Genomic DNA, 21459 nt, shown 5'->3' on the forward strand with positions numbered 1-21459 from the left:
GGGCGACTCCCGGCCTCCGCCCTTGAACCAGGCACGCGGTACAAACCAGCGAGCCTGCGAGCGCACCCCGGTTTCGACAAGCTCAACCCGAACGGACGTGGATCGATGTGCCCTGGTTTCGACAGGCTCAACCCGAACGGCCATGGGTCGATGCGCCCAGGTTTCGACAAGCTCAACCCGAACGGCCATGGGTCGATGCGCCCAGGTTTCGACAAGCTCAACCCGAACGGACGTGGATCGATGTGCCCAGGCTTCGACAAGCTCAGCCCGAACGGATGGGCGGCAGGACAACCTCAATCCACAGACAGCACCGCTTCAGAACGGATAGTGCCGCGCAGTCGTCTGCACCGTAATCCACCGCAGCTCCGTAAACTCCCGCACCCCCGCCATCCCCCCAAAACGCCCATACCCCGAACTCTTCACGCCCCCGAACGGCATCTGCCCCTCGTCATGCACCGTCGGCCCGTTGATATGACAAATCCCCGACTCAATGCGCGCCGCCACATTCCACGCCTTCGCCACATCGCGGCTGAACACGGCAGATGACAGGCCAAACTCGTTGTCGTTGGCGCAGCCGATCGCCTCCTCCACGCCGTTCACCCGCACCACCGGCTTGACCGGGCCGAACGACTCCTCGCGGTAGATGTCCATCTCGGCCGTCACGTGGTCCAGGATAGTGGCGGCCATCAGCGTGTTCTCGCTCTTGCCGCCGCACACCAGCGTGGCACCCTTGGCCAGCGCGTCGTCGATCAGCGCGTTGCAGCGGTGCACCGTGGCCATGTCCACCACCGACCCCAGCACCACCGGGCCCTTGCGCGGGTCGCCCAGGGGCAGGGCCTTGGCGCGCTCGCCCAGCTTGGCCACGAACTCGTCGGCCACGGCGTTGTCCACGATGATGCGTTCGGTGGACATGCAGATCTGCCCCGAGTTGGCGAACGAGCCGAACACGGTGCCTGCCACGGCGGCATCCACGTCCGCATCGTCCAGCACCAGCAGCGGGGCCTTGCCGCCCAGCTCCAGTACCACCGGCTTGAGGTACTTGGCACACGTCTGCGCGATGATGCGGCCCACCTTGGTGGAGCCGGTGAAGTTCACGCGGCGCACGGCCGGGTGGGACACGATGGCCTCGACCACCGCACCGGCGTCGGCGGGTGCGTTGGTCACGAAGTTCACCACGCCCGGGGGCAGGCCGGCTTCCTGCAGGGCCTCGATGATCAGGCCGTGCGTGGCGGGGCTCAGCTCGGAGCCCTTGAGGATGACCGTGTTGCCGCAGGCCAGCGGTGTGGCGATGGCGCGCACCCCCAGGATGATGGGCGCGTTCCACGGCGCGATGCCCAGCACCACGCCTGCGGCCTGGCGCACGCCCATGGCCAGGCTGCCGGGCACGTCGGACGGAATCACCTCGCCTGCGATCTGCGTGGTCAGGGCCGCAGCCTCCTGCAGCAGTCCTGCCGCCAGGTGCACGTTGAAGCCCGCCCACAGGCCCGATGCGCCGGTCTCTGCGGCCATGGCGGCAGCAAAGGCGTCGCCCTTGGCTTCGAGTGCGTTCGCCGCCTTGAGCAGCAGCGCGCGGCGCGCATTGGGGCCCAGGGCCGACCAGGCCGGGAAGGCCTTGGCGGCGGCGTCTGCGGCGGCCTGGGCATCGGCCACGGTGGCAGCGGGGGCCGTGGTGGCCACGGAGCCGTCGAGCGGGTTGCGGCGCTCGAAAGTCGCGCCGCCGGTGGCCTGCACGCGCTCGCCGTGGATCAGCATGGAAATGGCAGTCATGGAATCAGTCTCCTGAAGGACAAGGGAAAAAGTCGGATACGAGTGGGTCGAAAAGATTCAGGCCACGCCCAGGTAGGCCTGGCGTACCGCATCGGATTGCAGCAGCGTGGCAGCCTCGCCAGAGGCCACGATGCGCCCGCGCTCCAGCACATAGCCGCGCTGGGCCACCTGCAGCGCCTTGCGCACGTTCTGCTCCACCATGAGCACGGTGACGCCCTGCGCCGCGATGCGCTGCACGATGGCCAGCAGTTCGTCCACCATGCGCGGTGCCAGCCCCAGCGAGGGCTCGTCCAGCATCAACAGGCGCGGGCCGCTCATCATGGCGCGGGCCACGGCCACCATCTGCTGCTCGCCGCCGCTCATGGTGCCGGCCAGTTGCTGGGCGCGTTCCTTGAGGCGCGGAAAGTCCTCGAAGGCCTGGGCCAGGCGCTCGGCGCGCACCCGCGAGGGCACCAGCCAGCCGCCGAGTTCCAGGTTCTCGGTCACCGTCATCTGCGGGAATAGTTGGCGGCCCTCGGCCACCAGGGCCAGGCCGCGCTGCACGCAGGCCGTCGCATTCATTGCGGGCATGGCCTGACCGTCGAGCAGTACCGCGCCCTGGCGCGGGAGCAGCCCTGCCAGCGCCTTGAGCAGCGTGGTCTTGCCCGCGCCGTTGGGGCCGACGATGACGGTGATGCCGGGCTGGGCTTCGAGCGACAGGTCCTGCAGCACCTGGAAGCCGTTGTAGCCCGTGGTCAGGCCCTGTACCGAGAGGTGTGCGCCGCTCATGCCGCAGCTCCTTCGGGCGTGGCCTGTGTGCCCATCTCGTCGCCCAGGTAGGCCTCGATGACCTCCGGGTTGCGCACCACCTCGGCCGGGGTGCCGTCGGCGATCTTGCGGCCCTGGTGCAGCACCAGCACGCGCTCCACGTACTTGAGCAGCGTGGTCACCGCATGCTCGATCCACACCACAGTGAGGCCCCAGTCGTCGCGCAGGCGGCGGATGCGTTGGGCCATCGCGTCCACCTCGGCCTCGGTCAGGCCAGCGGCCACCTCGTCGAGCAGCAGCAGGCGAGGGCGCGTCCCCAGGGCCATGCCGATCTCCAGCAGGCGCTGCTGCGAAGGCGTCACGTCGGCTGCGGGTCGGTCTGCCAGGGCCGACAGGCCCAGCATGGCCAGGATCTCGTCCTCATTGCGCAGGCCCACGGGCCCCTGGCGGTGGCGGCCCGCGAACTGCATGCCGAAGCGCACGTTGTCGCGCACCGTCATGTCCGGGAACACGCGCGGTGTCTGGAAGGTACGCGCGATGCCGTGGGCCGCATAGTGGTGCGGCCCCTTGCCTGTGAGGTTGTCGGCACCGCAGTGCAGCGTGCCCGAGGTCGGTGGCTGCACGCCCGAGATCGCGTTGAAGAACGTGGTCTTGCCCGCGCCGTTGGGGCCGATGATGCCGATGAGCTCGCCCGCATGCAGCGTGGCGCTCACGCCGTCCACGGCGGTCAGCCCGCCAAAGCGCACGGTCACGCTGTCGATGGTCAGCAGGGCCTCAGACATGGCCAGCCTCCGTGGCAGGTGCGGCGGGCGTGGCCGCCCGCTTGCGCTGCCACAGCGTGGCCAGTCCGTTGGGCAGGTACATCACGCACAGGATGAGGAGCAGGCCCAGCACCATCATGTAGCCATAGGGCAGCTGCAGGCGCAGCGTCTCGGCCAGCAGGCTGAAGACGATGGCCGCGAGCACCGGGCCGCCGATGCTGGCCGCGCCGCCGATCAGCGCGATCAGCACCGTCTGGAAGCCGATGAAGGGGCTGAACACGGCCGCCGGTTCGATGTAGGTCCAGCGCACCGCCATGGCCGCGCCCACGGCGCCGGCAAACGCGGCGGTGATGCCGAAGCCCGCGATCTTGGCCAGGCGCGTGTCCACGCCCAGCGTCTGCGCGCGCTGCTCGTCGGCGCCGATGCCCGAGAGCGCCAGGCCAAAGCGGCTGCGCTGGATGGCAATCGATGTGGCAATGGTGGCCGCCGCGATCAGCAGCACCGTGAGGTACACCGTCTCGTTGCTGGGCACCACCGTGAGCACACGGCCCACCGTGCCCGAGACCTGCTTTTCGACAAAGGTCACCGCATGGCGGATCAGCTCCGTCATGCCGAAGGTCAGCACCGCGAAATAGGTGCCGCGCAGGTGCAGCACCGCCGCACCCATCACGATGGCCACCACGGCGGCGATCAGCGCGCCGGCCACGATCACCAGCGGCCAGGGCAGGCTACCGAGCAGCGTGGCGCTGGCATACGCCCCGATGCCGAAGAAGGCAGAGGTGGCCAGCGAGAGATAGCGCGTAGCGCCGCAGAACAGCGACCAGCTGGTGGCGAGTGCGATGTACATCAGGCAGCTGAGCAGCACCGAGGCCATGAACTCGGACACCAGCCAGGGCAGGGTGCCGACTACGGCCGTGCCCACGGCGAGCGCGAGCCAGGGCTTGTTGGAATGGAGTTTCATTTTTTGCTGAACAAACCGTTGGGGCGCCAGATGAGCACGCCGATGAAGACTGCGTAGCTCAGCAGCATCTTGAGAGATGGGCTGCTGAGGTGCATGCCCAGGGCTTCGACCACACCCAGCAGCAGGCCTCCAGCCAGGCTGCCCGCCAGGCTGCCGAAGCCGCCCAGCGTGATCACGATCAGCGAGGTCACGGTGTAGGGCTCGCCCATGGAGGGCGAGATCTCGTAGGTCATCGACAGCAGCGCCCCCGCCACACCCGACAGGCCCAGGCCGATGCCGAACATCATCGGGTGCAGGCGCCGGGTGTTGATGCCCACGAGCTGCGCCCCCGTGGGCGACTGCATCAGCGCCCGCACGGCCTTGCCCAGCAAGGTGAGCTTGAGGAGCGCGATCAGCGCGGCCGACAGCGCCAGTGCCACGCCGAACAGCACCAGCTTGTTCTCGGTGAAGCGCATGCCTGCCACCTGCACCGGGTCGGCCAGGTATTCGTAGCCGCGCAGGTCGCCGCCCCAGATCAAGAGGGCGGTGTTCTGCACCAGGAACATCAGGCCGAAGCCCACCATCAGGCTGCGCGCCTCGAACACGTCCACGTTGGGTGCGCGCGCCGCCAGGCGCTTGAAGCACAGCGCATGCACCGCCACCCCCAGCGCGAACAGCGCGATGAAGGCGATGGGCATCAGCAGCAACGGCGACCAGCCCCAGGCGGTGTGCGCCCACCAGGTGATGAAGGCACCGAGCATCAGGAATTCGCCATGCGAGATGTTCATGATGCGCATCAGCCCGTACTGCAGGTTCAGGCCCATGGCCACCAGCGCGTAGATGCCGCCGGTAATCAGGCCGCTGGCGACCAGTTCGGCCCAGGAAGTCAAAGACACTGTGTTATTTCCAGGCTGGTTTTGCGGTGTTCAGCTGCGCCGTGGCGCGGTCCTTGGGCCACACCACTTCGAAGTCGCTGCCCTGCCACTGGCTCACCGTGCCGGGGATGGAGGCGTTCTCGCTGCCTGCAAAGCGGATGCCGCCCAGGATGGTCTTGAACTCGTTCTTGGCGATGTGCTCGCGCAGCGCCTTGCGGTCCAGGCCCACCTTCTCCACGGCCTGCTGCAGGATCTGCAGGCCCGCCCAGGCATGGCCGCTGGCCCAGCGGTCGGGCTCCTTGCTGAACTTCTTCACGTGGGCGTCGAAATACGCCTTGGCCTCGGGGCTGGTCTTCACGCTCCACGATCCCATGCCGATCACGCCTTCGGTGTTGGCCTGCATCACGTTCTTGTACAACTGGAAGGCGGTGCCCACCGAGGCGTAGAAGAACTTGGGGTTCAGGCCCACCTCGCGCGCCTGGCGGCTGGCCAGGATGGTGTCGGGCGGGTAGGTGATGCCGATGAAGGCGTCAGGGTTCAGGTCCTTGATGCCGCGCAGCACGGGCGCCAGGTCCTTCACGCCCAGCGGGTAGCTCTTCCTCTCCACCACCTGGATGCTGGTCTTCTTGAGCGCGCTGTTCAGCGCCGCGAAGTTTTCCAGGCCGAACAGGTCGTCCATGTAGACGATGGCCACAGACTTCACGCCGTTGGCGACCAGCATGTCCACCAGCGCGCCCATCATCTTGTCGGGCTGCTGCAGCAGCGAGAAGAAGTAGGGCAGGTTCATGTCGATCAGCTTGCGCGACAGGGCGGTGGGCGCCAGCAGCGGGTAGCCGAAGCGGTTGGCCAGCGGCGCGATGGCGAAGTTGGCGCCCGAGCCCCAGGGCGGCAGGATCAGGTCCACCTTGTCGCTGCCCATGAGCTTTTCAAACGTGCGCACGCAGGTCTCGGTTTCGCTGCGGTCGTCGTAGCCGATGAGTTCGATGGGGCGCTTGGCGCCCTTGATGCTCAGGCCGCCGGCGGCGTTCACCTGTTCAGCCCACAGCAGGTAGTTGGGCTCCTGGCTGACCTGGGCGCCCGCAGCCCAGGGACCCGTGCGGGCAATCGCGTAGCCGATGCGCACGGGGCCGCTGCCATTGCCTTGGGCCAGCAGTTGCGGCGCCACGGCCAGCGCGCCCACGGTGGCGGCGGCCCCCTTGATCCATTGGCGCTTGGAGGGTTGGGACGGTGGATGCGTTGTCATTGTGTGTCTCCTCGGATGGGAGGCCCGCGCAGTGCAGGCCGTACCCGGATCGTAGGAAGACGCCGCCCGGTACGCTGGGCTGAGCGTGCACAAAAGCCTTGTCCCAGCGTGCACGGCGCAGGGGGTTTACCCGGATTTCCGTGCCCGCCGCAGGAATAGCGGCGCGGCCGATAATCCCGCTGAGACAGGCGGCACCGTCTGCATGACGACTGGAGACACCCATGGCCCACCCTCTTACCGAGGTATCGACCGACACCGTGCCACCGCGCGACCGCCTGCACCTGTGGGGCGATGCGGTGTGGCGCCTCATTGGCGGGCTGGAGTCCGATGCCTTCGGCGACGAGGCCTTTGCGGGCCACATCACGTCGGGCCAGGCCGGCTACGTGAACCTGTGCCAGCTCGACGTGAGCCGCCACCGTGTGGTGCGCACCCCCAGCCTCATCCGCAGCAGCGACCGGGCCTACATCAAGGTGGTGGCGCAGCTCGAAGGGCGCGCCTGCTTCGAGCAGAATGGCCGGCAGGTGTGGCTGTCGCCCGGCGAATGGAGCGTGTACGACACCACCCGCGCCTACGCCGTGAGCAACCCCGAGGCCGTGCGCCAGATGGTGCTGATGATCCCCAAGGAACAACTGCCCGAGCGCAAGCTCAAGCTCGACGACCTGATGGTGCAGCGGTTTTCAGGCACCACGGGCGTGTCGCGCCTGGCGTGGGACACCATGCGCGCGGCGTTCACCGAGCTGCCCAGCATGTCCGACGCTGCCGCCGACGGTGTGGCCGACGTGATCACGCACCTGGTGCAGCTGTCGCTGCTGGAGCGCAACGGCCAGCACAGCGCCGTGTCGCAGCGCGAGGCCCTGCGCGACCGCATCGGCCAGTTCATCGACCGCCACCTGGGCGACCCCGAACTCACCATCGACCGCATGGCGCAGGCGCTCAACTGCAGCAAGCGGCACCTCTACAACGCGGTGGCCGACGACGAGGAAACGCTGGCCGCCATGATCCAGCGCCGGCGGCTGGAGGCCTGCCTGCGCGACCTGCGCAGCAGTGCGCAGGCGCAGCGATCAGTGACGGACATCGCGCTGTCCTGGGGCTTTTCGAACAGCGCGCATTTCAGCCGCGTGTTCCGCACCCATGTAGGCTGCAGCCCCAGCGAGTACCGCGTGCGGGCCCGGGGGCCTGCACTGCCACACTGAGCGCGCCCGGGCTGCTGCGCAGGCCTGCCGGCAGGTCGTTTTACAAGAAAAAACGCCCCTACCGCTTGCGGTAAGGGCGCTTTCAGCTATTGAATCAATAGCAGTTGTGCTGGTGGCTGGTTGCCCGCCCTGTGTGGGCGGGCAACTGTGCAACAAGCGCAGCCGTTTACTGAATGCTCAGCGACGTGGCCCGGCTCACGGGCTCCAGGCGGGCCAGCGTCAGGGTCAGCACGCCGTTTTCCAGCTTGGCGGAGCTGTTGGCGGCGTCGATGTCGGTAGCCAGCTCCCAGGCGCGCTGCACCTGGCGGGGCGCGCCTTCCACGCTGTGCAGGCGGACCTGGTTGCCTTCGATCTGGATGGACAGTTGCTCGCGCGCCAGGCCGGGCACATCGAGCTGCAAGGTGGTGGTTTTTTCGTCCTGGGTCACGCTCACGCCGGCAGAGCCTGCAGGGGCTGCATTGGCGAAGCTGCCCAGCAAAAAGCGTTGCAGCGCCAGGTCGGCAGAGCGGGGTGCGTTGAAGGCGGAACGGCGGGCGACGGGGGCGAAGATCATGGAAAGTACTCCTATACACTGCGCGGCTCTCGACGTGGTCGCCGCATGGACAGGAGTTGTGTACGGCCGCATCGCTTTTCAAGGGAAAAAGTGGCATGAATAAATTGCGTTCCGGGGGCTTGAAAACAGGCACCACGGCATTACGTCCATCGGTTTTTGCCGCAGTTGTCGGCATCGCCGGGGTGTTGTTCTCGGCGACTCCGGCGGCGGCCCAAGGCAGCGCTTCGACAGCTGCCAGTGCGCCCGCCAAACCGGTGAAGGTGGCACTCATCGAAAGCCTCTCCGGCGCGTTCGCCAACACCGGCGAGGCCGTGTACCGCAACGTCTACTGGGCCATGGAGCGTGTGAACGCACGCGGCGGCGTGCAGCTGCCCGCCAGCAGCGGCGGCCCCCGCCCACTGGCGCTGGAGCGCTACGACAGCAAGGGCCAGAACGAAGAGGCCTTGTCGGCACTGCGCGCGGCCATTGACGACGGCGCCCAGGTCATCCTGCAGGGCAATTCGTCGGCCACTGCGGCGGTGCTGATCGAAGCCATCAACAAGCACAACGAGCGCGAGCCGAACAAGCGCGTGATCTTCCTGAACTACTCGGCGGTGGACCCCATCCTCACCAACGAGAAATGCAGCTTCTGGCACTTTCGCTTCGACGCCCATGCCGACATGCGCATGGCCGCGCTCATGGAAGTGATGCGCGAGGACAAGGCCTTGAAAAGCGTCTACCTCATCGGCCAGGACTACAGCTTCGGCCAGGCTGTGCTGCGCGAGGCGAAGAAGCAACTGGCCGCCCAGCGCCCCGATGTGGCCGTGGTGGGCGACGAGCTGCACCCCATCGGCCGCGTGAAGGACTTCGCGCCGTATGCGGTGAAGATCAAGACCAGCGGCGCGCAGGCCGTGGTCACCGGCAACTGGGGGAACGATCTCACGCTGCTGGTCAAGGCCGCGCGCGAGGTGGGCTACGAAGGCAGCTTCTACACCTTCTACGGCAACGCACTGGGTGCGCCCGCCGCCATCGGCGACGCGGGCATCGGCAAGGTGGTGGCCGTGGCCGACTGGCTGCCCAACGTGCCGGGCGCGCAGAGCGAGGCGTTCTACCAGTCGTTCCGCACACGCTTTCCCAAGCCGCAGGACGACTACGTGCACATGCGCATGCAGCTCATGGTCGAGGCGCTCGCCCAGTCCATCGAGCGCGCGGGCAGCACCGACGCCGTGGCCGTGGCGCGGCAGATGGAGAGCGCCAACGTGCAGCTGTCGGGCCAGGGCGGCAGCATGCGCGCGGCGGACCACCAGTTCCAGCAGGCGCTGGTGGTGGGCGTGATGGACAAGAAGGGCGCACCGGGCGTGAAGTTCGACGTGGAAGGCTCGGGCTACGGCTTTCGCGTGGTGCGGCAGATTGCCGCCGCCAAGGCACAGCAGCCGCACAGCTGCACCATGACGAGGTTCTGACCCACGGCGTGGGCGGTAGGCGGCGCAGCGCGCGCCGCATATCGATATGAAAAGTTAGCGCAACCGGTGCAGGCCGTCGGGCCACAGAATTTGTCGCATTGATCACCCATGCGCGAATCGCTGCCTCCACCGTGTCCTACGCCCTTTCCCTGCTCGACAAAAGTCCCATCCCCGAAGGGGCCACGGCGGCCGAGGCGCTGCAGCGCACCGTAGCGCTGGCCCAGCGCGCCGAGCAACTGGGCTACCGCCGCTTCTGGGTGGCCGAGCACCATGGCAACCCGGGCCTGGCCGGCTCGGCGCCCGAGGTGCTGGTGGCCCACCTGCTGGCGCGCACCTCGCGCATCCGCATCGGCTCTGGCGGCGTGATGCTGCAGCACTACAGCCCCTTCAAGGTGGCCGAGGCGTTCAAGGTGCTCGCATGCCTGGCCTCCGGCCGCGTGGACCTGGGCGTGGGCAAGGCGCCCGGCGGCCTGCCGCTGTCCACCCGGGCGCTGCAAGCGCTGCACGACAAATCCAGGCCGTCCGATTTCAGCGCGCGCTTTGCGGAGCTGGACGCCTTCCTGCACGGCACGCTGGACCCGGACCACGCGCTGGCGGGCGCCGTGGCCTACCCCGCACCGCCCAGCCTGCCCGAGCGCCATCTGCTCGGCGGCAGCCCCGACAGCGCGGCGCTGGCGGCGCGCCACGGCTGGCACTTCACGTACGCGGGCCATTTCAACGGCGACCCCGTCAACATCGAGCGCACGGTGCGCGTGTACCGCGAAGCCGCTGGCCGGGCCCCCTCGCTGGCGCTCTATGCGCTGGTGGCCCCCACGCAGGCCGAGGCCGAAAGCCTGGTGGGTGCCTTGCGCGTCTTCAAGTTGCATTTGTCCACCGGGCAAAGCGTGAACCTGCCCAGCGCCCAGGCCGCTGCGGAGTTTGCGCGCCAGGCCGGTGTGGCCGACTACCGGCTTGAAGAAACCCGGCCCCACGTGATCGCCGGCTCGCCCGAGCATGTGCGCGAGCAGCTCGATGCGCTCAGCGAGCGCTACGGCATCGAAGAGTTCGTGGTCGACACGCCCGTCACGGGCTTTGCCGACCGCCTGGCCTCGGTGGAGCTGCTGGCGGGCGCCTATGCCACCGCAGAGGCCTGACCCGCTGGCCGCCCCCCTTTCCCCAGGAACAGACACCATGAGCAACACCCCACAACCCATCCGTTTCGGCGTCATGCTGCACGGCGCCGGCGGCCACATGAATTCGTGGAAGCACCCCGCAGGCCCTGCGGATGCAAGCGTCAACCTCGACTTCTACATCGAGACCACGCGGAAGGCCGAGACCCATGGCATCGCCTTCGCCTTCGTGGCCGACGGGCTGTTCATCAACGCCAAGTCCATCCCGCATTTCCTGAACCGCTTCGAGCCCATCTCCATCCTGTCGGCGCTGGCCGTGGCGACGTCGAAGATCGGGTTGGCGGGCACCATCTCCACCTCGTACAGCGAGCCTTTCACGGTGGCGCGGCAGTTCGCGTCGCTGGACCTCATCAGCCAGGGGCGCGCAGGCTGGAACGTGGTGACCACTCCGCTGGAGGGCACGGCCAGCAACTACAGCCGCAACCACCCTGACCATGCGTTGCGCTACGAGATCGCCGACGAGTACCTGCAGGTGACGCAAGGCCTGTGGGACAGCTGGGACGAAGACGCCGTGGTGCGCAACCGCGCCACGGGCCAGTTCTTCGACCCGGCCAAGCTGCACACGCTGAACCACAAGGGCCGCTTCTTCCAGGTGGCAGGGCCGCTCAATATCGGCCGGTCGCCGCAGGGGCAGCCGGTGATCTTCCAGGCGGGTTCATCCGACGCGGGCATTGGCCTGGCGGGCAAGTACGCCGATGCGGTGTTCACCCACTCGCCGTCGGTGGAGGAGACGCGCAGCTTTCTGCGCAAGGTCAAGGCCAGCGCCGTGGTGCATGGCCGCCAGGCCGACGATGTGAAGATATTCCCCGGCATCGGCCCCGTGGTGGGCGCTACGCAGGAAGAGGCGGACGCCAAGTACCAGGCCATCCGCGAGCTGCTCACGGTCGATGAGGCGCTGGCCTACCTGGGCCGCTACTTCGACCACCACGACTTCAGCCAGTACCCGCTGGACGCGCCCTTCCCGGAGCTGGGCGAGATCGGCCGCAACAGTTTTCGCTCCACCACCGACCGCATCAAGGCCGATGCCATGGCGCGCGGCCTGACGCTGCGCCAGGTGGCGCTGGAGGCCGCCACGCCGCGCTCGCAGTTCGTGGGCACGGGTGAGCGCGTGGCCGACGAGATCATCCGCTGGGTGGACGAGGGCGCGGCCGATGGCTTCATCCTGGGCTTTCCCGTGCTGTCGCAGGGGCTTGATGATTTCATCACCCACGTGATCCCCGTGCTGGAGGCGCGCGGCCGCTACCAGCGCACGCTGCCGGGCCACACGCTGCGCGACCACCTGGGCTTGCAGCGCAAGGCCAGCCGGTATGCACAGGCCGATGTGGATGCCGCCACGGCGCCAGAGAAGAAGGTCGCGTGATGGGCGCCGCATTGCCAGCAGCGGCTTCGGCGCATGACATGCAGCGGGTGAAAAGCGTGGAAGAGGGCATTGCCGCCTTCATCCACGAGTTCCAGGCATTGCGCCGGGACCTGCACCAGCACCCGGAGCTGTCGTTCCAGGAGCACCGCACCTCGGCCATTGTGGCCGAGCGCCTTGCGTCCTGGGGCTACGAAGTCACCACCGGCATCGCGGGCACCGGCTTGGTGGGCACGCTGCGCAAGGGGCAGGGCACCAAGACCCTGGGCATCCGTGCCGACATGGACGCACTGCCCATCACCGAGGCCACGGGCCTGCCGTATGCCAGCCAGAACGCTGGTGTGATGCATGCGTGCGGACACGATGGGCACACCACGGTGCTGCTGGCTGCCGCGCGCTTTCTGGCCGAGTCGGGCCGCTTCGACGGCACGCTCAACCTGATCTTTCAGCCCGCCGAAGAGAACGGCGGCGGTGCACAGCACATGATCGGCGAGGGCCTGTTCGAGCGCTTTCCATGCGACGCGGTGTTCGGCCTGCACAACTGGCCCTGCGTGGGCGCGGGGCACTTCGGCTGCGTGACCGGGCCTGCCATGGCCTCGGTGGACCAGATCACCATCACCGTGCGCGGCAAGGGCGGCCACGGCGCCGCGCCGCACGAGACGGTGGACCCCGTGGTGGCCAGCGCGCACATCATCACCGCGCTGCAGACGGTGGTCTCGCGCAACGTCGATCCGCTGGACATGGGCGTGGTCACCGTAGGCTCCATCCATGGCGGCAACGCGCCCAACGTGGTGCCCGAGAGCGTGGAGCTCAAGCTCACCGCCCGCGCCTTCAAGCCCGAGGTGCGCGAGGTGCTCAAGGAGCGCATTCCGGCCATCGCCCGCGCGCAGGCCGAGAGCTTCGGCGCCACGGCCGATACGTTGTACCGGCCCGGCTATCCGGCCGTGCTCAACCATGAGGCCGAGACGGAGCTGGCACGCAGCGTGGCCATCGACACCTTTGGCGCAGCCCGCGTGGACGCAGGCTTTCGCCCGCGCACAGCCAGCGAGGACTTCGCCTTCATGCTGCTCAAACGCCCCGGCAGCTACGTGTTCGTGGGCAACGGCGATGGGGCATCGCTGCACAGCCCGTACTACGACTTCAACGACGCCATCCTGGCGCCCTCGGCCACGTACTGGGTGCGGCTGGCCGAGCGGTTTCTGGCCTGAGCCCCTTTCACGAGAAAGCCCTCCCCATGAGTGACCGCTTCATCTACACCTCGCCTGCCGATCCCCTGGCGCGCCCGCTCATCGACGAGCTGTCGCACGAGTACGAGTCGCGCTACGGCGAGTTCTATGACCGCGAGGGCGGGCAGCGCGAGATGGAGAAGTACCCGCCCGAACTGTTCACGCCGGAGCACGGTGGCAGCTTTGTACTGCTGCTGCGCGGCGGGCAGGCGATTGGCGGCGGCGCCTTCAAGCGTCACAGCGATGCGCACACGGCTGAGCTCAAGCGCGTGTGGACGCACTCGGCCCACCGTCGCCAGGGCCTCGCCGCCAAGGTGCTGCTGGAGCTCGAAGCCCAGGCGCTGCGCCAGGGCTATGCGCGGCTGTACCTCACCACCGGCTTTCGCCAGCCCGAGGCCGTCGGGCTGTATCTGGGCCATGGGTACACGGCGCTGTTCGACACATCCCTGCCGCACGAGACGTACCGCCATCTGCCGTTTGAGAAGACTCTGCGCGCCGTGGCGGGCCTGGAGTCCACCGCCACGTTGACGGCGCCCGCCACACCGCACGCCCTGGGCGTAGGGCGCGCCGCGGTGGTTGCGCAAGCGGCCTGAAACCGTCACGCGCACCGGCCCAGCCTGCCCCCGCTTTTTTTCCACGAACCCCGACAGCCTGCGAGACCTCACCACCATGTCCACCTCCACCACCCTGGACGCCGCTGCCGGTCTGCCGCTGGGCCCCGGCCATGCCGCACCCCCTGGTGCCCACAGCCATGGGCCCGGCGCGCCTGCCCTCACACCCTCGTCCTCCCCGGCCCCTGCCCCGGTGAAGGGCGACTATTCCCACTACAAAGTCGTACCCGCGCGCTACCGGGCACGGGCGGCCGGCACGGTGTTTGCCGCCGTGGTCATCGCGCTGGTGCTGTACTCGGTGTTCACCAACCCGCGCTGGGGCTGGAGCATCTTCGGCGAGTATTTCTTCTCGGAACCCGTGCTGGTGGGCCTGGGCCGCACGCTGTTGCTCACCGCGCTGGGGGCGCTGTTCGGATTCACGCTGGGCACGGCGCTGGCGTTGGCCCGCGTGTCGCGCTCGCCGCTGCTGGCGGGGCTGTCGTGGACCTTCATCTGGATCTTCCGGTCCATCCCGGTCATCGTGCTGCTGCTCATCATCAACAACCTGGGCTACCTGTACGAGACCGTGAGCCTGGGCGTGCCGTTCACCGGCTGGACGTTCTTCTCGTACCCCACCACGCAGCTCATCAGCCCGTTCGTGGCGGCGCTGATCGGCCTCACGCTGAACCAGGCAGCGTTTGCGTCGGAGATCGTGCGCGGCGGCATTTTGTCGGTAGACCAGGGGCAGCTGGAAGCGGCCGCCGCCCTGGGCCTGCCGCGACGCCGCCAGGCGTTTCGCATCGTGCTGCCGCAGGCCATGCGGTCCATCTTGCCCGCAGGCTTCAACGACATCATCGGGCTGGCCAAGGGCACGTCCAACGTGTACATCCTGGCCCTGCCCGAGCTGTTCTACACCATCCAGATCATCTACCGCCGCAACCTGGAGGTGATCCCGCTGCTGATGGTGGCGACCGTGTGGTACCTCGTGATCCTCACGGTGCTGTCGCTGCTGCAGTACTACATCGAGCGGCATTTTTCCAAAGGCGCGCTGCGCAGCCTGCCGCAGTCGATCTTCGGCGGCATTGCGCAGCGCCTGCGGCCAGCGCGGCGCGTGGCCGTTCAAGGTGATACAGCCGTGACCGCACCGGCAGCAGCGCCCACGCCCGCCGTGGCCACCGTGCCGCGCTGGACGGGCGAGCGCAACCGCGGTGGTGAAGTCACCATCCACGGCGTGTCCAAGAGCTACGGCGCCCTGCGAGTGCTCAAGGACGTGACGCTGACGGTGCCGCCCGGCAGCGTCACAGTGATCCTGGGTCAGTCGGGCTCGGGCAAGTCGACCTTGCTGCGCACCATCAACCACCTGGAGCGGGTGGACGATGGTTTCATTGCCATCGATGGCGAGCTGATCGGCTACCGCCAGGACGCGGACACCCTGTACGAGCTGGGCGAGAAGGACATCCTCCAACGCCGGGTGGATGTGGGCATGGTGTTCCAGAACTTCAACCTGTTCCCGCACCTCACGGTGCTGGAGAACATCGTCGAGGCACCGGTCACCGTGCGCCGGCTGCCCCGTGCAGAAGCCGAAGCGCTGGCGCTGGAGCTGCTGGCGCGCGTGGGCCTGTCCGACAAGGCACACAGCTATCCGCGGCAGCTCTCCGGCGGTCAGCAGCAGCGCGTGGCCATAGCACGGGCCCTGGCGCTCAAGCCCAAGGTGCTGCTGTTCGACGAGCCCACCTCTGCGCTCGACCCCGAGCTGGTGGGCGAGGTGCTCGATGTGATCAAGGAGCTGGCGCGCACCGGCACCACGCTCATCATCGTGACGCACGAAATCGGCTTTGCCCGCGAGGTGGCCGACACGGTCGTCTTCATGGAACAGGGCCGCGTACTGGAGACCGGCACCCCCGCCAAGGTGTTCAGCCAGCCCGACCACCCCCGCACGGCGGAGTTCCTGGCCAAGGTGCTCTGAGCAGCCGGCCGCCTCATATTCCCTCACCCGCAACGGCCCTTATGGGTCAGCCGGCCGGTAGCCCAGGCCGGGCTGCGGCATGGGTGCCGCTGTGATCTATCCGATTTTTTGCTTCTTCCTTTGTCTGTTTTCGTGACCCATCCATCTCATCCCCGGAGCCGATCCATGACCCTTGTGAACCGAACCCTCGCAGCCCTGGCACTGGCCGCTGCCTCCATCGCCGCACTGGCGCCCATCCACGCCTCTGCGCAGGCCATCGACCTGAGCCCCGAGCAGCCCACGCGTCCGCGGTCGCAGAAGGTGGACGAGGCGATCAAGCTCGTCGCCAAGGATTTCAAGTTTGCGAAAGATGGTGTGCTCACCGTGGGCACCACCACGGGCCGGCTGCCGTTTGGCGCCTATGCCACCGACAACAAGACGCCCGTGGGCAACGCGCCGGACATCGCGCAGCTGGTGGCCGACAGCCTGGGGCGCAAGCTGGAGCTGGTGTCGGTGGCCTGGGCTGACTGGCCGCTAGGCTTGCAGTCGGGCAAGTTCGACGTGGTGATCTCCAACGTCACCGTGACCGAGGAGCGCAAGGAGAAATTCGACTTCTCGACCTACCGCAATGACCAGCTGGGTGTGTACGTGAAGGCCGACAGCAAGATCACGTCGGTGAAGGAACCCAAGGATGTGGCTGGCCTGAAGGTGGTGGTGGGCGCGAGCACCAACCAGGAGCAGATCCTGCTGCGCTGGAACCAGCAGAACATCGCCGCAGGCCTCAAGCCTGTGGACATCCAGTACTACGACGACGATGTGGTGCTGTACCTGGCGCTGGCCTCGGGCCGCGCCGACGCGTACCTGGCCCCCAACGGCATCGCCGCGCACAACGCGCGCGATGGCAAGACGAAACTGGTGGGCACCTTCTCGGGCGGCTGGCCGCAGGCGGCCGAGATCGCCGTGACCTCGCGCAAGGGCTCGGGCATTGCCGACGCGATCACCGCGGCACTGAACGCGCAGATCAAGAACGGCAACTACGCCAAGGCCCTTGAGCGCTGGAACCTGCAATCCGAGGCGATCCAGGTCTCGCGCACCAACCCGCCCGGCCTGCCCAAGAAGTAAGCCTGCGGCCTTCAAGGACTATTCATGACTCTCCATTCCTTATCGCGCCGCAGCCTGGTGGCCCTGGCCTCGGCGTGCGCGCTGTGCTGCGCATGGACCGTGGCCATTGCTGCCACTGCGTTTGATTTCAGCCCCGAGCAAAAGGGCCGCATCCGCGCCGAGAAAGACGCAGCGGCTGTGCAGGCCATTCCGAAGAATTTCAAGTTCGTGAAGGAGGGCGTCTTCACCGTGGCGATCGCGCCGTTTGCGCCGCCCATCGCTACGTATGCCAGCGACGCCAAGACGGTGGTGGGGTCCGATCCGGACTATGCACAGCTGATCGCCGACGCCCTGGGGCTCAAGCTCGAATTGCTGCCGATTGCCTGGGCCGACTGGCCGCTCGGGCTCACCTCGGGCAAGTACGACGCGGTGATCTCCAACGTGGGCGTGACGGAGCTGCGCAAGGAGAAGTACGACTTCTCCACCTACCGCCTGGGGCTGCACGGCTTTTATGTGCGGGGCGACAGCAAGATCACCTCCATCAAGGAGCCCAAGGACATTGCGGGACTCAAGGTCATCACCGGATCGGGCACCAACCAGGAGCGCATCCTGCTGGAGTGGAGCAAGCAGAACGTCGCCGCGGGCCTCAAGCCCGTGGAGCCTGTGTACTTCGACGACGATGCTGCGCGGCTGCTGGGCGTGGTGTCGGGCCGGGCCGACGCCAACTTCAACCCCAACGCGCCGCAGGCCTACCACGCGACCAAGGACGGCAAGATCAAGCTCGTGGGCACGGTGAACGCGGGCTGGCCGCTCAAGTCCGACGTGGCCATCACGACGCGCAAGGGCTCGGGCCTGGCCGATGCGCTGACGCTGGCCACCAACGGGCTCATCAAGAACGGCAAGTACACGCAGGCGCTGCAGCGCTGGAGCTTGCTGGAGGAGGCCTTGCCCAAATCGGAAACCAATCCGCCCGGCCTACCGAAGTTTTGAGCCCTTGGAGCCCCCATTGCTTTAAAAAAATACAAAACCGTTCGCGCTGAGCTTGTCCAAGCGTCGCGCAAGGCTTCGACAGGCTCAGCCCGAACGGTATGGGTGTCCCGGGAGGGGGCGCATCTGTGGACTGGCGGAGCCAGATCCACGGGTGCGCTGGTATTGGGGCGCGCGGATTGCGAGTGCTGTGGGCACGTCGCACGAGATTCTGGAGCGCCTGCGACAGGACCCCGTCGTGCCGCAGGTGCAGGTGCAGGTGCAGGTGCAGGTGCAGGCGCTGCGGCTGGAGCTGCCGTACGACTTCAGCGTCGACAACTATGCGCAGATTCTGAGCGACACCGCGCGGTACATCGCACCGGAACTCGGCTGGTCACCGGCTGCTGCGGAGCCCGGGGCCCCCGGTGGTCACTGCCCGGCGCGTGCGGCGGACACTTCGCGGCCCAGCTCGATCACGGCCATCGCGTAGTAGCTCGACCAGTTGTAGCGGGTGATGGCGTAGAAGTTCTCGGTGCCTGCCACGTAGCTCGCGGCATCGCCGCCGTTTTGCAGTTCGATCAAAGCCAGCGGGCCGGTGTGCTGCACGCCCGCGGCGTCCAGCACCGCGCCCTTGGCCTGCATGCTGGCCACGCTGAAAGTGGGCAGGATGTCAGGGGCCATCAGGTCATCGAGCTGCAGGCGTGCGGCATCGAACTGCACGCCGAAATGCGTGGGCATGCCCGGCGTCCACCCGTGGCCGCGAAAGTAGTTGGCGACCGAGCCGATGGCGTCGGCCGGGCTGTTGAACAGGTCCACACGCCCGTCGCCATCGAAGTCGATGGCATAGCGCACCCAGCTCGACGGCATGAACTGGCCCAGGCCCATGGCGCCGGCGTAGCTGCCGCGGGCGTCGAACGGGTCGGTGTTGCTGCGGTTGGTGAAGCTCAGGAACTGCTCGAGCTCGCGGCGGAAGAACTCGGTGCGCTCCTTGGCGCGCGGGTGGGCCGAGGGGAAGTCGAAGGCCAGCGTGGCCAGGGCGTCCATCACGCGGAAGTTGCCCATCTGCTGGCCGTAGATGGTTTCCACGCCGATGATGCCCACGATGATCTCTGCGGGCACGCCGTACTCGCGCTCGGCCCGCGCAAGCGCTGCCTCGTTCTGCTGCCAAAACCGCACGCCCGCGCGGATGCGGATGGGCTCGACAAAGCGGCTGCGGTACACGCGCCAGTTCTTGGCCGTGCCCTTGGCAGGTGGCAGCATCAGGCGGGGCACGTGCGTGAGGAACTGGGCCTGACCGATGGCCTGGCGCACCCACTCGCGGTCCAGGTCGCGGCGCGCGGCCAGGTCGTCGGCAAACTGCAGCGCTTCGGGGCGGGTGGCGTACAGGACGGCGGGCTGCCGGGCGGGCGCTGCGCTGCTCTTGCCCGTGGGTTTCGGGGCTTTTTGCGTGTTAGCGCTGGCTGGGATGGAGAGGAATGCTACTAATGTGATAGCAATTGCAAGGGCGGTCCGGCTCAAGGGGTTCAGCATGTCCGATGTCGGTGGATTCAATGGGGTGCGGGCTTGGGCCACGGCAGGCTGCGGAACTCGCTGCGCAACGTGCCGAGTTCAGCGCCGGGGTCGGGGGCATAGCGCAGGCGCTCCAGGCGCAGCAGCCAGTCGGCCACCGCGGCGGCCGGGGTGCCGAATTGTGCCTGCACACGCTCGGCCATCGCGCGGGGCGGCAGGTTGTCCGGCAACGCCAGGCCGGCCCGCGCCAGCCGCTGGCGCGTGCGCGCCAGCAGCCGCAGCCACGGGTCGTGCTGGCTGCGCTCCCACAGGCCCCAGGCCCCGGCCACCACGGCAGCCGTGATGATCAGGTAGCCGAGCACCGTGGTCAGGTCCTGCCAGCTGGGTGATTCGAACCCCAGGGCCTTGAGCAGGTCCATCTGGCGGCTCTGGGTGTAGTTGAGCACCCATTGGTTCCAGCTGTTGTTGACGGCTTCCCAGACGGCGCGCAGGCTTTGCGCCATGCCAGGGCTGATCGTGCCGATGGCAGCTTCGAATGCGCCTTGCGGCGCGCGCAGGCGCTGGAATGCGCCCACCCGGTTGGGCGACACGGCGCCGGTCGGGTCCACGCGCACCCAGCCGCGGCCTTCCATCCAGACTTCGGCCCAGGCATGGGCATCGGCGTTGCGCACGGTCCAGTAGCCATCCACCGGGTTGCGCTCGCCGCCCTGGTAGCCGGTGACGATGCGCGCAGGCACGTCCATGGCGCGCATCAGGATCACGAACGCGGAGGCGATGTGCTCGCAAAAGCCCTCCTTGCGGTCGAACCAGAATTCGTCGGCGGTGTGCTCGCCAAAGACGCCCGGGTCCAGGGAATAGCTGTATCCGCCGGTGCGCAGGCGTTGCAGGGCGGCATTCACCAGAGCTTGCGGACCGCCTGTTGCCAACGCAGGGTCGGCACGCAGCTGCGCGGCCAACTCCAGGGTGCGGGGGTTGAAGCCCGGTGGCAGCTCGGTGTAGACCCGCAACTGCCGAACGGACTGGTGCGGGCCATGTCTAAAGCTGGGGTAGCTCACCGCTTGGTAGCGCAAGACATCGGTGATTGGTCTTGTGGTCAGCCACTGCAGGTCCTGCGTCATGTACGCCTGCATGTTGGGCAGGCTGGGCGCTTCGGGTGTTGCTTCAAGCACCATCAGCCACGGCTGGCGCTGAGGCTCCAGCGTGACCTCATACTTCACCGGCGTACCGCTCACCTGTAGGTTGGCAGGTAGAACGGCGCGCGCGGCCCAGGCGCTGTCTTCGCGGAAAGGCTCGGCCTGCCATTGCCTGCCGTCGAATGCCGTCATGACCGGACCGCGAAAGTACAGCATGGACTGCGGAAGTCCTTCGTTAGCTTCACCTTCAAAGCGAATGCGGATCGCCACGCGCTCATCAAGCGCAATCTCGGCCATGTCGCCGATCTTCATCGTGCCCGACAGGCCGCTGCGCCCAGTGAGGTTCTCGCTGGGCATGCCCCACAACGGCGCCATGCGGGGGAACAACATGAACAGCGCCACCATGATCGGGGCACCCAGCAATGCCATGGTGCCTGCGATGCGGAAGGTCTGCGCAAGGGCAGGACGCCCGACGGGCATGTGCGCATTGACCAGGGCCATGAGCAGGCCCAGCAGCGCCACCAGCATGGCCGCCGCCGTGGGCAGCGACTGCGAGAAGAAGAAATTGCTGAGCATCGTGAAGAAGCCCAGGAAGAACACCACCATGGCGTCGCGCCGGGCGCGCAGCTCCAGCATCTTGAGCACCAGCAGCAACACGATCAGCGTCACCCCGGCGTCGCGACCAAGGATGGTGCGGTGGGTGAGCAGCGTGCCTACCACCGCCAGCGCCAGCAGCGCGGCCACCGTCCAGCGGCCCGGCAGGGCCTTGCCCTGGATGGCCAGCCAGCCGCGCCACAGCAGCAGCCCGCCCGCAAGCACGGTGGTCCACACCGGAAGGTTAGGGACCTGCGGGGCGATGACCCAGACGATCACGAACAACAGGAACAGCGTGTCGCGCGCGTCGCGCGGCAGGGAGGTCAGCGTTTGGCGCAGGGTCATTGC

General features: G+C 67.6%; 19 protein-coding genes. 10 read left to right on the forward strand and 9 right to left on the reverse strand.

Annotation, left to right across the window (positions count from 1 at the left end):
- Positions 1-315: 315 nt before the first annotated feature.
- Genes ACIGHN_RS07745 through ACIGHN_RS07770 form a run of 6 tightly spaced genes read right to left on the reverse strand, consistent with a single transcriptional unit; the run spans position 316 to position 6333 of the window.
- Positions 316-1767 (reverse strand): aldehyde dehydrogenase, encoded by a 1452-nt coding sequence (locus ACIGHN_RS07745; RefSeq protein ID WP_396503924.1) that lies wholly within the window; start codon positions 1765-1767, stop codon positions 316-318.
- Positions 1768-1824: 57 nt separating this feature from the next.
- Positions 1825-2535 (reverse strand): ABC transporter ATP-binding protein, encoded by a 711-nt coding sequence (locus tag ACIGHN_RS07750; protein WP_396503925.1) that lies wholly within the window; start codon positions 2533-2535, stop codon positions 1825-1827.
- The gene (locus ACIGHN_RS07755; protein ID WP_396503926.1) at positions 2532-3296 is read right to left on the reverse strand and encodes an ABC transporter ATP-binding protein; all 765 of its coding nucleotides are present in this window, start codon (positions 3294-3296) and stop codon (positions 2532-2534) included. The genes ACIGHN_RS07750 and ACIGHN_RS07755 overlap by 4 nt, the downstream gene beginning before the upstream one ends.
- Entirely contained in the window at positions 3289-4236 is a 948-nt protein-coding gene (locus ACIGHN_RS07760) for a branched-chain amino acid ABC transporter permease (protein ID WP_396503927.1), read from the reverse strand. Before ACIGHN_RS07760 ends, ACIGHN_RS07755 begins: the two co-directional genes overlap by 8 nt.
- Entirely contained in the window at positions 4233-5111 is an 879-nt protein-coding gene (locus ACIGHN_RS07765) for a branched-chain amino acid ABC transporter permease (protein ID WP_396503928.1), read from the reverse strand. The genes ACIGHN_RS07760 and ACIGHN_RS07765 overlap by 4 nt, the downstream gene beginning before the upstream one ends.
- Positions 5112-5115: 4 nt before the next feature.
- Positions 5116-6333: an amino acid ABC transporter substrate-binding protein gene (locus ACIGHN_RS07770; RefSeq protein ID WP_396503929.1), complete on the reverse strand. Its 1218-nt coding sequence runs from the start codon at positions 6331-6333 to the stop codon at positions 5116-5118.
- 221 nt (positions 6334-6554) lie between these two features.
- On the opposite strand from ACIGHN_RS07770, the gene ACIGHN_RS07775 reads away from it, so the two are divergent.
- Positions 6555-7526, forward strand: a complete 972-nt coding sequence (locus ACIGHN_RS07775; protein ID WP_396503930.1) for a helix-turn-helix domain-containing protein — start codon at positions 6555-6557, stop codon at positions 7524-7526.
- A 166-nt stretch (positions 7527-7692) separates the two neighbouring features.
- Here ACIGHN_RS07775 and ACIGHN_RS07780 read toward each other — a convergent pair whose 3' ends face one another.
- Positions 7693-8079, reverse strand: a complete 387-nt coding sequence (locus ACIGHN_RS07780; RefSeq protein WP_056416980.1) for an Hsp20/alpha crystallin family protein — start codon at positions 8077-8079, stop codon at positions 7693-7695.
- 95 nt (positions 8080-8174) lie between these two features.
- On the opposite strand from ACIGHN_RS07780, the gene ACIGHN_RS07785 reads away from it, so the two are divergent.
- From ACIGHN_RS07785 to ACIGHN_RS07825, 9 genes are all read left to right on the forward strand, one after another.
- Positions 8175-9521 (forward strand): branched-chain amino acid ABC transporter substrate-binding protein, encoded by a 1347-nt coding sequence (locus ACIGHN_RS07785; RefSeq protein WP_396503931.1) that lies wholly within the window; start codon positions 8175-8177, stop codon positions 9519-9521.
- A 131-nt stretch (positions 9522-9652) separates the two neighbouring features.
- Positions 9653-10654, forward strand: coding sequence for an LLM class flavin-dependent oxidoreductase (locus tag ACIGHN_RS07790; RefSeq protein WP_396503932.1), 1002 nt, complete (start codon positions 9653-9655; stop codon positions 10652-10654).
- Positions 10655-10691: 37 nt separating this feature from the next.
- A complete protein-coding gene (locus tag ACIGHN_RS07795; RefSeq protein ID WP_396503933.1) occupies positions 10692-12050 on the forward strand; it encodes an LLM class flavin-dependent oxidoreductase in 1359 nt (452 codons plus the stop codon).
- Between the two features lie 38 nt (positions 12051-12088).
- A complete protein-coding gene (locus ACIGHN_RS07800) occupies positions 12089-13255 on the forward strand; it encodes a M20 aminoacylase family protein (protein WP_396503934.1) in 1167 nt (388 codons plus the stop codon).
- Between the two features lie 26 nt (positions 13256-13281).
- Positions 13282-13866 (forward strand): GNAT family N-acetyltransferase, encoded by a 585-nt coding sequence (locus ACIGHN_RS07805; RefSeq protein WP_396503935.1) that lies wholly within the window; start codon positions 13282-13284, stop codon positions 13864-13866.
- Positions 13867-13942: 76 nt separating this feature from the next.
- Positions 13943-15829, forward strand: a complete 1887-nt coding sequence (locus ACIGHN_RS07810) for an amino acid ABC transporter permease/ATP-binding protein (protein ID WP_396503936.1) — start codon at positions 13943-13945, stop codon at positions 15827-15829.
- Between the two features lie 165 nt (positions 15830-15994).
- Complete coding sequence (locus ACIGHN_RS07815) at positions 15995-16930, forward strand: ABC transporter substrate-binding protein (protein ID WP_396503937.1); 936 nt, start codon at positions 15995-15997, stop codon at positions 16928-16930.
- Between the two features lie 24 nt (positions 16931-16954).
- Positions 16955-17899 (forward strand): ABC transporter substrate-binding protein, encoded by a 945-nt coding sequence (locus ACIGHN_RS07820; protein ID WP_396503938.1) that lies wholly within the window; start codon positions 16955-16957, stop codon positions 17897-17899.
- Positions 17900-18086: 187 nt separating this feature from the next.
- Positions 18087-18365: a hypothetical protein gene (locus ACIGHN_RS07825; RefSeq protein ID WP_396503939.1), complete on the forward strand. Its 279-nt coding sequence runs from the start codon at positions 18087-18089 to the stop codon at positions 18363-18365.
- On the opposite strand, the gene mltB is transcribed toward ACIGHN_RS07825, so the two are convergent.
- Both mltB and ACIGHN_RS07835 read right to left on the reverse strand, forming a co-directional pair.
- Entirely contained in the window at positions 18305-19405 is a 1101-nt protein-coding gene (mltB, locus tag ACIGHN_RS07830) for a lytic murein transglycosylase B (RefSeq protein WP_396503940.1), read from the reverse strand. The genes ACIGHN_RS07825 and mltB overlap by 61 nt on opposite strands.
- A gap of 17 nt (positions 19406-19422) precedes the next feature.
- Positions 19423-21456, reverse strand: a complete 2034-nt coding sequence (locus tag ACIGHN_RS07835) for a transglutaminaseTgpA domain-containing protein (protein WP_396503941.1) — start codon at positions 21454-21456, stop codon at positions 19423-19425.
- Between the last annotated feature and the right edge of the window lie 3 nt (positions 21457-21459).

It is taken from the genome of Acidovorax sp. NPDC077693, from assembly GCF_044542805.1.
Taxonomy (GTDB): domain Bacteria; phylum Pseudomonadota; class Gammaproteobacteria; order Burkholderiales; family Burkholderiaceae_C; genus Acidovorax.

Bases quoted from the DNA above. Each gene is read 5' to 3' on its own strand.
- ACIGHN_RS07745 (WP_396503924.1), bottom strand. From the start codon at position 1,767: ATGACTGCCATTTCCATGCTGATCCACGGCGAGCGCGTGCAGGCCACC.
- ACIGHN_RS07750 (WP_396503925.1), bottom strand. From the start codon at position 2,535: ATGAGCGGCGCACACCTCTCGGTACAGGGCCTGACCACGGGCTACAAC.
- ACIGHN_RS07755 (WP_396503926.1), bottom strand. From the start codon at position 3,296: ATGTCTGAGGCCCTGCTGACCATCGACAGCGTGACCGTGCGCTTTGGC.
- ACIGHN_RS07760 (WP_396503927.1), bottom strand. From the start codon at position 4,236: ATGAAACTCCATTCCAACAAGCCCTGGCTCGCGCTCGCCGTGGGCACG.
- ACIGHN_RS07770 (WP_396503929.1), bottom strand. From the start codon at position 6,333: ATGACAACGCATCCACCGTCCCAACCCTCCAAGCGCCAATGGATCAAG.
- ACIGHN_RS07775 (WP_396503930.1), top strand. From the start codon at position 6,555: ATGGCCCACCCTCTTACCGAGGTATCGACCGACACCGTGCCACCGCGC.
- ACIGHN_RS07780 (WP_056416980.1), bottom strand. From the start codon at position 8,079: ATGATCTTCGCCCCCGTCGCCCGCCGTTCCGCCTTCAACGCACCCCGC.
- ACIGHN_RS07785 (WP_396503931.1), top strand. From the start codon at position 8,175: ATGAATAAATTGCGTTCCGGGGGCTTGAAAACAGGCACCACGGCATTA.
- ACIGHN_RS07795 (WP_396503933.1), top strand. From the start codon at position 10,692: ATGAGCAACACCCCACAACCCATCCGTTTCGGCGTCATGCTGCACGGC.
- ACIGHN_RS07800 (WP_396503934.1), top strand. From the start codon at position 12,089: ATGCAGCGGGTGAAAAGCGTGGAAGAGGGCATTGCCGCCTTCATCCAC.
- ACIGHN_RS07805 (WP_396503935.1), top strand. From the start codon at position 13,282: ATGAGTGACCGCTTCATCTACACCTCGCCTGCCGATCCCCTGGCGCGC.
- ACIGHN_RS07810 (WP_396503936.1), top strand. From the start codon at position 13,943: ATGTCCACCTCCACCACCCTGGACGCCGCTGCCGGTCTGCCGCTGGGC.
- ACIGHN_RS07815 (WP_396503937.1), top strand. From the start codon at position 15,995: ATGACCCTTGTGAACCGAACCCTCGCAGCCCTGGCACTGGCCGCTGCC.
- ACIGHN_RS07820 (WP_396503938.1), top strand. From the start codon at position 16,955: ATGACTCTCCATTCCTTATCGCGCCGCAGCCTGGTGGCCCTGGCCTCG.
- mltB (WP_396503940.1), bottom strand. From the start codon at position 19,405: ATGCTGAACCCCTTGAGCCGGACCGCCCTTGCAATTGCTATCACATTA.
- ACIGHN_RS07835 (WP_396503941.1), bottom strand. From the start codon at position 21,456: ATGACCCTGCGCCAAACGCTGACCTCCCTGCCGCGCGACGCGCGCGAC.